This is a genomic window from Pseudomonas sp. MWU318 (genome assembly GCF_016756945.1).
Taxonomy (GTDB): Bacteria; Pseudomonadota; Gammaproteobacteria; order Pseudomonadales; family Pseudomonadaceae; genus Aquipseudomonas; species Aquipseudomonas putida_A.
Map to the genome: position 1 here is coordinate 682,615 of NZ_JAESJL010000001.1, position 14,319 is coordinate 696,933.

The following is a 14,319-nucleotide window of genomic DNA, read 5'->3' on the forward strand; positions in this document are numbered from 1 at the left end:
GCCCGGATCAGACCCCGATCAGGTGCTTGAGCGGATGGTAGCCAGTTTTCATCTTCGCCGCGACGTCGAGAATCGCCTTCTCGATGCCGTTCAAATGCGTGCAGGTCAGTTCGATGGCCGCGCTCTGATCGCCCGCCTCGATGTATTCGATCAGGCGCAGATGTTCGTTGTCACGGCAGGCTTCATGGCTGTCGTCATCCAGTGCGGCAACGTACAGCGAGGCGCGGGAAATCAGCTTCTGGAACCAGTCGAGCAGCACCGGGTTGTTGAGGCTGCGCGCCAGTTTGAGGTGGAACTCGCCGAGCAGGTAAATCAGTTGCTCGTGATCGCCTGCCGCGTGGGCTGCGTCCTCCAGTAGCAGGTGCTCGCGCAAGACCTGCATGGCGGCGGTGTCCTTGCGCCGACAGAGTTCGGTGACCATACCGATTTCGATCAGCCGCCGGGTTTCGAACAGCGAGCGGATCTCTTCGTTGCTCGGCAGCGACACCGATGCACCTTTATTCGGCTCGATGGTGACCAGTCCCTCGGCTTCCAGTTGCTTGAGCGCGGCGCGTACCGACGTGCGGCTGACATTGAACAGTTCGGCCAGGGACGCTTCGCCCAGCTTCATCCCCGGACGCAGCGAACGCTTGCTGATCGCCTGGTAAACCCCTTGGTAGACGCGGTCGACCGTGGTTTCCAGTTTCTTCTCGGTCATTCGAACACTCCTTTAGCCTCGGGCAAACACGGTGTTTCAGCGTTATTCGCCGTTTGCGCAGATAAGTGTGGCGCAGGATATCGCCTTCGGCGTCGAGATGCAGGGGATGAATCGCAAGTCAGGTGGGGTCAAGTGAACGAGAGGCCCGTAATGATGCAAAAAGATCGCAGCCGGCGACAGCTCCTGCATTTGGAATGCATTCCCCCTGGAGCTGCCGCAGGCTGCGATCTTTTGATGGTCAGTCAGTACCGTATTTCGGCGAACGCGGGCCGTACAACAGACCGGCGTGCTGACCGGCCGACAACAGACGATTGCTCGCCACGCCGGCAATCGGATACCCGGCGTCGGTCGAACTGTTGATCACCTGCTTCACCGCGGCAGTGATCAGCATGCCGACCAGGCCGCCACCACTGTTGTTGCCGCCCTCTTCGCTCGACGCCCGCGCCGAACCGGTCCACAGCGTGGTGCCGGATTTCAGGTCGACCAGTTTGGCAGTGGCAGTCACTGCAGTTTCGCTGCTGATCACCATGTAGCGCGTACCGTACTCGGTCACAGTAATGTACAGCGCAGCGTCGGCGCCGAAGATTTCCTTGAGCTTGTTGGCCGGCGCCTGATGAATGTCATCCGGGGTGGTCAGGCCGTTCTGGCGGAAGGTTTCGTCCACCAGGGTGATCGGCAGCACGTAGTAACCGGCTTCGGCCAATGGGAACGTCACCTGCGACAGCAAGCTGTAGGAAGCCTTGACGTCCGGCGAGGTGTTCAGCGGTGGCAGCACCAGAATGGTCTTCGGCCGCGCCTGCTTGTACGCCGAGTAATCCACGGTTTTCGGCGCGACGCAGCCACCGAGTACGGTCAGGGCCAAACCGGCGGCCAGCAGTTTCAGGGTGCGCGAAATCATTGGGCGTCTCCGGTCTTGGCGTTTTTAAGCAGAAAATCCATGTACGGGCCGGACTCGGGGAACAGCGCTTTCTCGGTGCGGAACTGCTGCACCATCTGATCGTCCTTGCCCATGCTCAGGTACAGCAGGCCCAGGTGCGCGTGATAGCCCGGCGGCACCGCCTTGCCGGTGGAGCGGATCTTCTGCAGGTCGCGCTCCAGCACTTCGGCCTGGGCTTCTTTCGGCTCTTCGCCTTTGAAGTATTCGTAGACCTGCGGTTGGTAGTCTTCCCACTGGTACAGGGTTTTCGGGCTGCTGCAACCGGCCAGCAAGGCGCTGGCGGCCAGCGTCAGGGCCAGCAGCGACCGCGACAAAGTCAGATTCATGGGTGTTGCTCCTTGCAATGAATAACGATCAGTTGCCCGGTTTCCAGGCACCGGCGTTCATGCCATCGACCAGACGATTGATCGCCTCGCGCATGGCCAGATCGAGGACTTTGCCGTTGAGGGTGGAGTCGTAGGCAGCGGTGCCGCCGAAGCCGATGATTTCGCGGTTGGACAAGGCGTATTCACCAGCGCCCTGAGTCGAATACACCACTTCGGAGGTGCTGATGTTAACGATGTTCAGGTTGACCTTGGCGTAGGCGACCTGGGTCTTGCCCCGACCGAGAATGCCGAAAAGCTGGTGGTCGCCGGTTTCCTTGCGACCGAACTCGGTGACGTCACCGGTGACCACGTAATCGGCACCCTTGAGGCGCTGGGCCTGGCCCTTGATCGCCGCTTCCTGCTGGATCTCGCCCATGTTGTCGCGATCCAGTACCGAGAAACGGTTGGTCTGCTGCAAGTGAGTGATCAGGATGGTCTTGGCTTGGCCGCCGAGACGATCAACGCCGTCGGAGAAGATCCCGCGCATGTAGCTGGAGCGGTTATCGAACTTGCCCACCGCCATCGGTACGCGAGCGCCGCTCCAGGCTTGCGTGGCGCTCTCGACCTTGGCCACCGGCAGGGCGCGGGAGCTTTCGGTGGCGCACCCGGCAAGGGAGCCGGCGAGGGTGCCGAGCACGGCAATCGCAACGCCTGAGACCAACATCCGGGAGATCATTCTCACTGTGCATTCCTTCTGAAAAAAAACGGTGTGCCCCGGCACGGCAAGGCAGTGGGGAGCGGAAAAGGGCCGGCATTATGACAAAGTGCCATCATGGAAGACAGGTTTTTTTGACGCCAATGGATTGGCTGATCTGAACACCACAAATCCCCCAATGTAGGAGCTGCCGAAGGCTGCGATCTTTTGACTTGGATTTTTAAAAACAAGATCAAAAGATCGCAGCCTGCGGCAGCTCCTACAGGGGGATCTGTGTTAGTGGAAGTCGCGGCTTTGTACGCGGATGCCATCGAGCAACGGACTCAGGTCGCTCAGCCGGCCAGCGATCAAATGCCGTACTTCGCCCTCCCGCTCCCAGCGGCCATCGACCTTGAGCAATTGCGAACCGACCAGCACCTGACGCTGGCGCTCGGCCAGATCGCGCCAGACCACCACGTTGACATTGCCGAACTCGTCTTCGAGGGTGACGAAGGTCACGCCGCTGGCAGTGCCCGGTCGCTGCCGCCCGGTGACCAGCCCGGCGATGCTCACCGGCCGACCGTGCTCGACGTCCAGCAACTCCTGAGAGCTGCGGCAACGCCGCGCCTTCAGTTCGCCACGCAGCAGCGCCAGCGGATGCGGCCCCAGCGTGGTGCCGATTGTCGCGTAATCGGCCTGCAGGTCCTCGCCGACACTCGGTTTGGGCAGCAGCACATCGGCTTCCTCCTGGCTCGGCAAACCGGCAAACAGGCCCAGCTGTTTCTGCACCCCGGCCACTTCCCAGCGTGCGCGATGTCGATGGCCGGCCATCCCGCGCAAGGCTCCGGAGTCGGCCAGCAGCGCCTGAGCGCGACTGTCGAGCGCGGCCCGCTCACCCAGATCGGCGACATCGGCGAACGCCCCCCGCGCCCGCGCCGCTTCTATGCGCCGGGCGTCGTCCTCGCGAAAACCCTTGATCATCCGCAGGCCCATGCGGATCGCCGGCTGCGCGCCGCTGATCGGCTCCAGGCTGCAATCCCAGTCGCTGGCGCGCACGTCCACCGGACGGATCTGCAACTGATGCCGACGGGCGTCCTGAAGGATCTGATCCGGGCTGTAAAAACCCATCGGCCAACTGTTGATCAACGCGCAGGCGAACGCCGCCGGTTCGTGGCACTTGAGCCAGCAACTGGCGTAAGTCAGCAAGGCAAAACTGGCGGCGTGGGACTCGGGAAAACCATAGCTGCCGAAACCCTTGATCTGCTCGAAAATCTGCGCGGCGAACTCCTCGGTGTAGCCGTTTTTCTTCATCCCTGCGGCCAGCCGTGCCTTGTGCGGCTCCAGCCCGCCGTGGCGTTTCCACGCGGCCATCGAGCGGCGCAACTGATCGGCCTCGCCGGGGCTGTAGTCGGCGGCGACGATGGCGATCTGCATCACCTGTTCCTGAAACAGCGGTACGCCGAGGGTGCGTTTGAGCACCACTTCCAGTTCCGGCGAGGGATAGGTTGTCGGCTCTTCCTTGTTGCGACGGCGCAGGTACGGATGAACCATTCCGCCCTGAATCGGCCCCGGGCGGACAATCGCCACTTCGATCACCAGATCGTAGAACTTTGCCGGTTTCAGCCGCGGCAACATCGACATTTGCGCCCGCGATTCAATCTGGAACACGCCAATAGTGTCGGCACGGCTGATCATTTCGTAGGTCGGTTTGTCTTCAGCAGGAATCGTCGCCAGGCTCAGATCCTGATGGCGATGACGGCGCAGCAAGTCGAAGCAGCGACGGATCGCACTGAGCATGCCTAGCGCGAGGATATCGACCTTGAGCAACCCGACCGCGTCGAGGTCGTCCTTGTCCCATTGAATGATCGTGCGCTCGGCCATGGCGGCGTTTTCAACTGGTACCAGGGTGTCCAGCGGTTGCTCGGAAATCACGAAGCCGCCGGGGTGTTGCGACAAGTGCCGGGGAAAGCCGATCAGTTGCCCGGTCAGGCTCAGCACCCGACGCAGCACCGGGCTGTCGGGGTCGAAGCCGCCTTCGAGCAAGCGCGCCAGCGGCGGTGTTTCGTCGCTCCAGTGGCCGCAGCAATCGGCCAGTGCATTGATCTGATCCGGCGGTAGCCCAAGGGCCTTGGCTACGTCGCGCACCGCACCGGCAGCGTGGTAGGTGCTGACCACCGCCGTCAGCGCCGCCCGGTGTCGGCCATACCGGCGAAACACGTATTGCAGGACTTCTTCGCGGCGCTCGTGCTCGAAATCGACGTCGATGTCCGGCGGCTCGTTGCGTTCTTTCGACATGAAACGCTCGAACAGCAGCGTGGTGCGGTCCGGGTCGATCTCGGTGATGCCCAGGGCAAAACACACCGCCGAGTTGGCCGCTGAACCACGGCCCTGACAGAGAATTTTTTGCTTGCGGGCGAAACTCACTACGTCGTGCACGGTGAGGAAGTAGCTCTCGTAGCCGAGCTCGGCGATCAGTTTCAGCTCATCGTCGATTTGCTTGAGCACTTTGGCCTGCGGCCCTTTCGGCCAGCGCCAGGCGATGCCCTCGTCGGTCAGTTGGCGCAACCAGGAACTGCCGGTGTGCCCCTCTGGCACCAGCTCTTTCGGATACTGATAGCGCAACTCGCTCAGCTCGAAAGTGCAGCGCCGGGCCAGTTGCACCGAGGCGTCGAGCAACGCTTGCGGATACAACTCACGCAACACCTCGAGGCTGCGCAGGTGCCGCTCGCCGTTGGGGTGCAGGCGCAACCCGGCCTCGGCCACCGGGACGTGATGACGAATCGCGGTCATGGTGTCCTGCAAGGCGCGCCGGCCACGGGCGTGCATGTGCACGTCGCCGCTGGCCACGGCGGCGATCTGCAGTTGCTCGGCCAGACTCAGCAGTGCCGCCAGCCGCCGCTGATCGTCTTGCCCGCGATGCAACTGCACCGCCAGATACAGACGCTCGCCGAAAGTCTGTTTCAGCCAGCGGCCCTCCTCCACGTCATCGACGCTGTCCGGCACCCACACGGTGAACAGCCCCGGCAACGGCTCGCTGAAATCTTCGCGCAGCACTTGGTACTGGCCCTTCTGCGTACGCCGCCGGGCCTGAGTGATCAAGCCGCACAAGGCCTGATAGCCCGCCAGGTTCTCCACCAGCAGTATCAGTTTCGGGCCGTTATCGATGCGGATTTCGCTGCCGATGATCAGCGGCAGCTCCACTGATTTCGCCGCTTGCCAGGCGCGGACGATCCCGGCCAGCGTGCATTCGTCAGTGATCGCCAGCGCCTGATAACCGTGTTTTTTCGCCCGCTGGAACAGCTCAAGGGCACTGGAGGCGCCGCGCTGGAAACTGAAGTTCGACAGGCAATGCAGCTCGGCATAACCATCGCTCATGCAAACCAGCCCTGCAGCCACAACGGACCGCCCTCGCCCACCGCCCGATAGGCCCAGCCCTGCTGACCGGCGCGGTTCTGGATCAGGTAATAATCGCGGCGCACGTCGTCACCGTCCCACCAGCCGGACTCGATGCGCTCCGGGCCCATGAGAATCCGCGCCGAACCTTCCGGCACACTCTGCGGTTCGCCGAGCAACCAGCCCGGGCGCTGCACGCTCGGCAAACCGCTGCAACGCTGCTTGTCGACGCCGTTCTGCCACGCACATTCCGGTCGGTGGTCGGCCTGAAAGCGCAGTCCCTGCACCGCGTCATCACCGAGCCGTGCGCGCAGGCGTTCGCGCAATTGCTCCCAGGGCAAGGTCTGTTGCGGACGGTCATCGAACAGTTCCTGAAACTGCGGGACGAAACTCGGCAGGTCTTCTGCGCGCAGGCGAAAGCCGCGCACCGGGGCCTCGACCTGGACTTGTTCCAGTCGCCCACGGGCCAGTTCAAAGAGCATCGCCGGATCGCGCTCGGCGCTGAGCAGGCCGACCTTGATCAGCGTGTCCGGCAGCCCGGCGTGCTCCAGATGCAGGTCGAAACGCTGCACGCCGCTGTCACGTCCGCAGAGGAATGCCGACAGGTCAGCGGTCAAGCGGCGTAACGGGAACAGCAGCGCCTGATGGGATTGCACGTCGAAATTCAGTTCGATGCGTATATCGAAGCGATCCGGCGGCAGATAGAACGCCAAGGCCAGCGGCCGTGCACCGAACAGGGTGTCGAGATGCTTGAGCATCGACGCTTCGAAACGCCGGGCCAGGGCCTGACGCGGCAGGCTCTGCAGTTGGTTCAGGTTGCGCAGCCCCATACGCGTCAGCGCGGTGGCGACCTGCGGCTCCAGCCCGACACGGTCGACGGGCAACTTTCCGAGGTGATGCTGCAGGGCTTCACCGTCAGGTACCACGAGACCGTCGTAGGCGTTGGCCAGCACCCGCGCCGCCACCGGATTCGGTGCGGCGACGATGCGATGGCGGAAACCCAGCTCGGTCAGCTCCTTGCGCAGCCGCGCTTCGAACTGCGCCCAGGAGCCGAACAGGCCCAGGCTCGACTCGATCTCGAACACCACGGTACGCGGATAATGCACGCTGACCTGCGCGCTGAAACGATAGGCCCACGCGGCGAGAAACTGCTGCCAGTGCTCGACCTCGGCGAGGTCGTAATCGGCGGTGGCAAAGCCTTTGCTTAGGGCCTGCGCGGCGGTCATCGACTGGCCGGCGCGCAAGCCGAGCTGGCGCGCCGCTGCATTCACCGCTTGCAGCACCCGGCGCTGGGCCGGGCCGCTGAGCAGCACCAACGGCTCAGAAGGATCGGCACGCTGACGCAGCACCGCGTCGAGGGCCAATTGCGGGAACAGAATACACACCCAGCGCATGACGACCTCAGTGCCCCACGGCAAAGGCAATCGGCGCCGTGCGCGCCAGTCCGCCACGGCACTTGAGCACGCGCAACTGGGCCGGTCTGGCGTCGATGGCAATACGCAACGCGGCCGGCGACGGGTTGATCGCCTCGCTCAGCGGGCGCCAGGCAAACGCCAGGGTCTGGCCGGTTTCCGCCGCCACCTGCAAACGCCGCAACGCTCGGTCATCGGCCTTGTGCGGCCAGCACAGCACCGCGCCGCAACTGCCGGAACGCAGGCATTGTTCCGCCGCCCACAAGGCATCGCGTTCGCTGGCCTGGATTACCGACAATTGACGCAGATCGACCCCGGCGTTCGCCCACGCCTGCGGGTACGGCACGAACGGTGGCGCCACCAGCACGATGCGCTCGCCCGCCGCCGACATCCGCGCCAGCGTCGGCCACACCAGTTGCAACTCGCCGACCCCGGGCCCGGCCAGGAGGATTTCGCTCAGCGCCGCTTCCGGCCAGCCACCGCTGGGCAGTGCCGCATCCAGCGCGGCATGCCCGGTGGGTTGCGGGCTGGCGGCTGGTGGCGCAGGCCGGCCCTTCCAGACCTGGCCGCCATTGAACAGCGTATCGAGTGCAACGACGGCGCCCATCAGCCTTGCCTCACCAGACCGCAGAACACCCCTTCGATGGCCAGATCCTGATCGTCGCGCACGACAATCGGCTGGTACGCCGGGTTGCGCGGCAGCAGGCGCACCGTAGCGCCGACACGTTCGAAGCGTTTGATCGTCACCTCACCGTCGAGTCGTGCCACCACGATCTGGCCGTTGAGCGCCTCGGGATTGCGTTTCACTCCCACCAGATCACCGTCGAGAATGCCGTCCTCGATCATCGAATCGCCCTGCACCCGCAGCATGTAGTCAGGAGTGCGGGAGAACAGCGCCGGGTCGAGCATCAAGCGGTTATGGATGTCGGCATCGGCACCGATCGGAGCGCCGGCAGCGACCCGGCCGAGCACGGGAATATCCAGCAGCTCCGGCCGCGGCGCTTGCCCGAGCAGACGAATGCCCCGGGCCTGGTGCGGATTGACCTCGATAAACCCGGCTTCGGTGAGCGCCAGCACGTGCTTGCGCGCCACGCTGCGCGAGGCAAAACCAAAAGCCTCGCTGATTTCAGCGAGGCTTGGGGGCTGACCGTGTTCGGCGATGCGTTCGCGGATAAAGGTCAGGATGGCGGTACGGCGAGGAGTAAGATTGGTCATGGAGTACATTTGTACTCCTGTGGGATTTTACTGACAAGCACCGCCAGTCGGCCTGCGCTGGCGATCCACAAAAATCACAAGATCGCTGCCTCGTTTCACTCGTCAGCTCCTACAGGGAACGGGTGTCAGTTGAGGCCGCGTTCGGCGAGGAAGGCGGCAATGTAATCGATGAACGCCACGACCTTGGCCGTGGCCCGTCGATGGCTCGGGTACACCGCAAGAATGTGCGGGCCGAAAGTGTCGGGGTCGATTTCGTAGTCAGCCATGACCCGCACCAGACGCCCGTCGGCAATGTACGGCGCGGCGCTCCACAGCGGCGTGTGCAGCAAACCGCGTCCGGCCAAAGCACTGGCCATCAACAGGTCGTAATTGTCGCTGCGCAAGCGCGGCGCCGTCGGCTGTGGCAGGCTCAGCCGCTGGCCGTCGCGCTCGGCCCACCAGAACTCGCGACTGAGCAACGGATGCTGATACAACAGCCATTCATGCTGCTCAAGGGTTTGCGGATTCACCGGCAACCCTTTGCGCGCCAGATAGTCCGGGCTGCCGCACAACGCCAAGCGATTGCTGCCAACCACCCGGGCGATCAGCCCCGGCAGATCGTCATGGCCCTCGCGCAAGGCCAGGTCATAGCCGCTTTCCAGCAGATTGACGAACGCGTCGCACAGGTCCACTTGCAGGCTGATCTGCGGGTATTGCTGCAAAAAGCCGTCGCACACCTGATCGAGAAACGCCCGCCCGTACGCCAGCGGTGCGGTGATTTTCAGGCTGCCGCGCAGACCGTGCTGCAACTGCTCGATTTCCTCGCTGGCCTCCTCCAGCCGCTGCAGCACCAGCCGCGCGGTTTCCAGATAAACGCGGCCGATTTCGGTCAGCAGAATCCGCCGCGTACTGCGTTCGAACAGCCGCGCGCCAAGTTCCGACTCCAAATGATTGACAGCTTTGGTCAGCGCCGATGGGGTCTTGCCCAACTGCTCCGCCGCGCGGCTGAAACTGCCGAGTTGCGCGGTGACCACGAACATTTTCAGTGCACCCAGCTTGTCCATGCTTTTTCCATTCAGGCAAAAACGTTTTTCGTGAGGGAGGCATTCTGTCGGCCAGCATCAGCCACTAATCTGGCCATCAGACGCAATAACAAGGAAATCTTCAATGAAAAGATTCATCCCGAGCCTGCTGGTTAGCGCTGTAAGTTTTGCCTCGATGGAAGCCATGGCCGCCACCGATCTGGTACTGGTCAACGGCAAGATTTTCACCGCCGACCGTTCGCAACCGAAGGTGCAGGCGTTGGCCGTGGAAAACGGCAAGGTGCTGAAAGTCGGCAGCGATGCGCAGATCAAGGCGCTGATCGAGTCCGGTACCCAGGTGATCGACCTCGGCGGCAAGACGCTGATGCCAGGTTTGATCGACAGCCATTCCCACGCGATTTTCGGTGGCCTGGAAATGGTCTCGGCCAACATGGAAGACGAAGTCGTCGCCCTCGACGAACTGGAAAAACGCCTGCGCGCCTGGCGTGACGACGGCAAGGCCAGACATGGCGATGTGCTGAGCATTGCCGGCATGAGCTCAGCGTACTGGGCGCAGGCCGAAGCGCTGAGCAAGACCTTCAACCACGGCGAATGGGCTGACGTGCCGGTGGTGTTCACCGGCAGCGATCACCACACCGCGTGGGCCAACAACGTGATGCTCAAGCGCGCCGGTATCGACGCGGCGTTGCTCAAGACCCTGCCCTCTTCGGAACAAGACACGATCGGCAAACTGGCCAACGGCGAGCCCAACGGCTTCCTGGTCGATGCCGGCTGGGACCGGGTTGCCGCGAAAATGCCGGTGCCGAGCCCGGCCGATATGCTCACCGCAGCCAAATCCGCGGTGCGCTTCAACAACAGCCTCGGCATCACCGCGTGGATGGACCCCGCCGCCAACGCCGCACCGGGCGAACCGGTCTTCGCCCTCAAACCCACTGAGAAAACCGTCGGCGTGCTGCCAGCCTACAAAGCGCTGTCGGAAAGCGGCGGCATGAGCGTGCACGTTGCAGCGCTGCTGGTGGCCAACCCGAAAAGCCTGCCCGCCGACCTCGACACGCTGGATAAGGTGCGCCAGCAGTTTCAGGGCATCCCCAACCTGACCCTGCCCGGGGTCAAGATCTTCGCCGACGGCGTGATCGAGTACCCGGCGCAGAGCGCGGCGATGATCGACCCGTACAGCAACTCGCACAAACAGGGCGAACTGCTGATCGATCCAAAGCATTTCGGCGAGCTGGTCAGCGCCATCGACCAGCACGGCTGGCTGGTGCACATCCACGCCATCGGCGACCGTGCGGTGCGTGAATCACTCAATGGCATCGAACGTGCGCGCAAGGATCGGCAGAGCGGCATCACTCACTCGATCACCCACCTGCAGATGGTCAACCCGAAAGAGTTCGCCCGCTTCAAACCGCTGAACGTGGTCGCCTCGATGCAACTGTTGTGGGCCAGCGCCGATGACTACACCACCGACATGATCAAGCCCTACGTCAGCGCCCTCGCCTTTCGCTATCAATACCCGGCGCACTCGCTGCTGAAACAGGGCGCGACGATTGCCGGTGCCAGCGACTGGCCGGTGTCGTCGCCCAACCCGTTCAACGCCATGGCCCAGGCCATCACCCGCGTCGGGCCGCTGGGCGTGCTGAATGCCGACGAACGTCTGGATCGCGAAAGCATGTTCTACGCCTATACCGCCAACGCGGCGCGAACCATAGGCCTGGACCAGCAGATCGGCTCACTGACGCCGGGCAAACAGGCTGATTTCATTGTGGTCGACCGCGACGTGTTCAGCGTCGACGAAAAAGCCCTGCATGACACCCAGGTCCTGCAAACCTGGTTTGGCGGACGACGGGTCTACACCGCCACCCAATAACAACCCGTTCCCCCTGTAGGAGCTGCCTTCGGCAGCTCCTACAGGTTTTGCATCCAGCCCCCATAACAATCACAACATCGGGACTTCTCCATGAAAGCCTTGCCCTTGCTCGCCCTGAGTTCCTTGAGCCTGCTGCCCTTGAGCAGTTACGCGATCCCCCTGAACGACGATTTCGCCGTGCTGCTCGACCTGACCCTGGCCAGCGACTACCGCACCCGCGGCATCTCGCAAACCCAAAATGACCCGGCCGTGCAGGCCGGTCTGACCCTGGCCCACAGCAGCGGCCTGTACGTGGGTGCCTGGAGCTCCAACGTCGATTTTGGCGGTGGCCTGAAAACCCGGCAGGAAGTCGATTACTACGCCGGCTGGCTGTGGCAGGCCACCGAGGATGTCAGCCTCGATCTGGGTTACCTCAAGTACGCCTACCCCAGGGAAAGCCAGTTCAACCAGAGCGAGGTCTACGGAATTCTCGGCGTCTACGGGGTGAAGCTGGCGGCGTATTACTCCAGCGATGCGCCGGGGATCGACAGCAAGCAGAGCTCGCTCTACACCTATGTCGGTTATGAAACCGAGTTGCTATTCGATTCGGGGCTGAAGCTGCGTTACGGCAACATGGATTTCAAGGACCCGCACCTGTATTCGGCGTCCGGGCGTGGCGAGGACAGTTACCGTGAATGGGAGGTCAAGCTGACCCACAACCTGGCCGGGGTGGTGTTGGGCCTGAGCTATATCGATACCGATCTGTCGCAGAACCAGTGCCTGAGCAACTGGGGATTCAAGGATGTGTGCACGGCGACGGTGGTCGCCAGCCTGAGCAAATCTTTCTGACTCCCCCACCCCGTGTAGGAGCTGCCGCAGGCTGCGATCTTTTGATCTTGATCGTAAAAAACAAAATCAAAAGATCGCAGCCTGCGGCAGCTCCTACATGGGATGGGGGGGTGTTTGTTACAGGATGTTTACGAAATTTTTACTATTGTTCTTCTACAGTTACGCGCGTTTCCGCGCGTGTTCTATTCGAGTAGAGGAATGTCTGTAATGGCTTTGGGCAAAGGACTGCGTTTACCGTCCATCACTTCCACCCGCCTGGTGTTGTTGTTTTCCCTGGCACTGGTGGCGCTGTACAACCTGGCGACCTGGAAGGCGCTGGGTACGCTGATCACCCTGCAAGGCGTGCACAAACTGGCATTTTTCGCCTCGTTCGGTCTGTTCCTGTGGGCGGCGATCACCCTGCTGCTGACCCTCGTTTCGTTTCGCTGGACGCTGAAACCGGCGCTGAGCGTGGTCGCCCTGCTCTCGGCCTGCGCTGCGTATTTCATGAACGAATACGGGATCACCATCGATACGGTGATGATTCAGAACGTGTTCGAAACCAATCCCGCCGAGGCTGCCGCGCTGTTCAACGGCAAGCTGCTGGCTTACGTGTTGCTGCTCGGCGTGCTGCCGGCGGCGTTGATCTGGCGCTGGCCGGTGCGTTATCGGCCGTTCTTTCGCGGCCTGCTCAACAAGCTGCTGGTGATCGCCGCGTGCGTGCTGGTGATCGGCGCCTCGGTGGGCGCGTTCTATTCGACCTATGCGCCGATCTTCCGCGAAGAAGACAAGCTCACCCATTTCATCAACCCGACCAATTACATCTACGCCATCAGCAAGTACACCAAGCAGCGCCTGGGCATCAAAAAGCACTTTGTGGTGCAGGCCATCGGTGAAGACGCGGTGATGAGCGCGAAAGCCGCCAGCCGCGAGAAGAAGTCGCTGATGGTGTTTGTGGTCGGCGAAACCGCCCGCGCCGATCATTTCTCGCTCAACGGCTATGCGCGCGAGACCAATCCCGAGCTGAGCAAACTGGACATCCTCAACTTCACCCAGGTGCACTCCTGCGGCACGTCCACGGCGGTATCGGTGCCGTGCATGTTCTCGATGTTCCCGCGTGAGGACTACAGCGACAAGAAAGGCAAAACCTACGAAGGCCTGCTGGATATCCTGCAACGCGCCGGCGTGCAGGTGCTGTGGCTGGACAACAACAGCGACTGCAAGGGCACCTGCCTGCGCGTGCCGCACCGCGACATCGCGAAGAACCAGCCGGGGCCGTTCTGCGACGGCAACAACTGCCTCGACGAAGCACTGCTGGCCGACCTGCAAAGCTACATCGACAGCCTCAAGGGCCACGCGATCATCGTGTTGCACGCCGACGGCAGCCATGGCCCGGAATACTACGAGCGTTATCCGCAAGCTTTGGAACGCTTCAAGCCGATCTGCCACACTAACCAGTTGGGCAGTTGCAGCCGTGATGAACTGGTAAACGTGTACGACAACACGATCCTCTACACCGACCACTTCCTCGCCAAGGTCATCGAGTTGCTCAAGCGCAATCAGGACTCACTGGACACCTCGATGGTGTATGTCTCCGATCACGGCGAATCTCTGGGCGAAAACGGCCTGTACCTGCACGCCGCGCCTTATGCATTGGCGCCCGAGGCGCAGACCCATGTGCCGATGGTGATGTGGTTTGGCAGCAACACGCTGGCGCAACTGGGGATTGATCGCGATTGCCTGCAAGGCAAGACCGGGCAGCCGGATCTGAGCCATGACAACCTGTTTCATTCGGTGCTGGGGTTGTTCGAGGTGAAGACCGCGCTGTATCAGCCGGGGCTGGATGTGTTTCGCGGGTGCCGGCCAGCCATGACGGCTGCGCAATAGCTCGCATATCGCGCAAATTCCCTTGTAGGAGTGAGCCTGCTCGCGATAGCGGTGTGTCATTCAACAATGATGTCGGCTGATAC

At 62.4% G+C, this 14,319-nt stretch carries 12 protein-coding genes; 3 read left to right on the forward strand and 9 right to left on the reverse strand.

What is annotated here, in order from left to right; all coding sequences use genetic code 11:
- Positions 1-7: 7 nt before the first annotated feature.
- The 9 genes from JN524_RS02820 to JN524_RS02860 all read right to left on the reverse strand — a co-directional run bounded on the left by JN524_RS02820 (position 8) and on the right by JN524_RS02860 (position 9,696).
- On the reverse strand, positions 8-697 hold the full coding sequence (locus tag JN524_RS02820) for a GntR family transcriptional regulator (protein WP_202368388.1): 690 nt from the start codon (positions 695-697) through the stop codon (positions 8-10).
- Positions 698-935: 238 nt separating this feature from the next.
- A complete protein-coding gene (locus JN524_RS02825; protein WP_027613674.1) occupies positions 936-1,595 on the reverse strand; it encodes a DUF799 domain-containing protein in 660 nt (219 codons plus the stop codon).
- Positions 1,592-1,960: a DUF4810 domain-containing protein gene (locus JN524_RS02830; protein ID WP_007969675.1), complete on the reverse strand. Its 369-nt coding sequence runs from the start codon at positions 1,958-1,960 to the stop codon at positions 1,592-1,594. Before JN524_RS02830 ends, JN524_RS02825 begins: the two co-directional genes overlap by 4 nt.
- Before the next feature lie 28 nt (positions 1,961-1,988).
- Entirely contained in the window at positions 1,989-2,675 is a 687-nt protein-coding gene (locus JN524_RS02835) for a CsgG/HfaB family protein (protein ID WP_171061824.1), read from the reverse strand.
- A 255-nt stretch (positions 2,676-2,930) separates the two neighbouring features.
- The gene (locus JN524_RS02840) at positions 2,931-6,008 is read right to left on the reverse strand and encodes an error-prone DNA polymerase (protein ID WP_202368389.1); all 3,078 of its coding nucleotides are present in this window, start codon (positions 6,006-6,008) and stop codon (positions 2,931-2,933) included.
- Entirely contained in the window at positions 6,005-7,420 is a 1,416-nt protein-coding gene (locus JN524_RS02845) for a Y-family DNA polymerase (RefSeq protein ID WP_202368390.1), read from the reverse strand. Before JN524_RS02845 ends, JN524_RS02840 begins: the two co-directional genes overlap by 4 nt.
- A 7-nt stretch (positions 7,421-7,427) precedes the next feature.
- On the reverse strand, positions 7,428-8,045 hold the full coding sequence (imuA, locus tag JN524_RS02850) for a translesion DNA synthesis-associated protein ImuA (protein WP_097087240.1): 618 nt from the start codon (positions 8,043-8,045) through the stop codon (positions 7,428-7,430).
- On the reverse strand, positions 8,045-8,662 hold the full coding sequence (gene lexA / locus JN524_RS02855; protein WP_202368391.1) for a transcriptional repressor LexA: 618 nt from the start codon (positions 8,660-8,662) through the stop codon (positions 8,045-8,047). The genes imuA and lexA overlap by 1 nt, the downstream gene beginning before the upstream one ends.
- A gap of 116 nt (positions 8,663-8,778) precedes the next feature.
- Positions 8,779-9,696: a LysR family transcriptional regulator gene (locus JN524_RS02860; RefSeq protein ID WP_202368392.1), complete on the reverse strand. Its 918-nt coding sequence runs from the start codon at positions 9,694-9,696 to the stop codon at positions 8,779-8,781.
- Positions 9,697-9,799: 103 nt separating this feature from the next.
- Here JN524_RS02860 and JN524_RS02865 point away from each other — a divergent pair, with 103 nt between their 5' ends.
- The 3 genes from JN524_RS02865 (at position 9,800) to JN524_RS02875 (ending at position 14,236) form a co-directional block, all read left to right on the forward strand.
- The gene (locus tag JN524_RS02865) at positions 9,800-11,542 is read left to right on the forward strand and encodes an amidohydrolase (protein ID WP_202368393.1); all 1,743 of its coding nucleotides are present in this window, start codon (positions 9,800-9,802) and stop codon (positions 11,540-11,542) included.
- Between the two features lie 90 nt (positions 11,543-11,632).
- A complete protein-coding gene (locus tag JN524_RS02870) occupies positions 11,633-12,370 on the forward strand; it encodes a TorF family putative porin (protein ID WP_202368394.1) in 738 nt (245 codons plus the stop codon).
- Positions 12,371-12,577: 207 nt separating this feature from the next.
- Positions 12,578-14,236, forward strand: coding sequence for a phosphoethanolamine transferase (locus JN524_RS02875; RefSeq protein WP_202368395.1), 1,659 nt, complete (start codon positions 12,578-12,580; stop codon positions 14,234-14,236).
- The last annotated feature ends 83 nt before the right edge of the window (positions 14,237-14,319 follow it).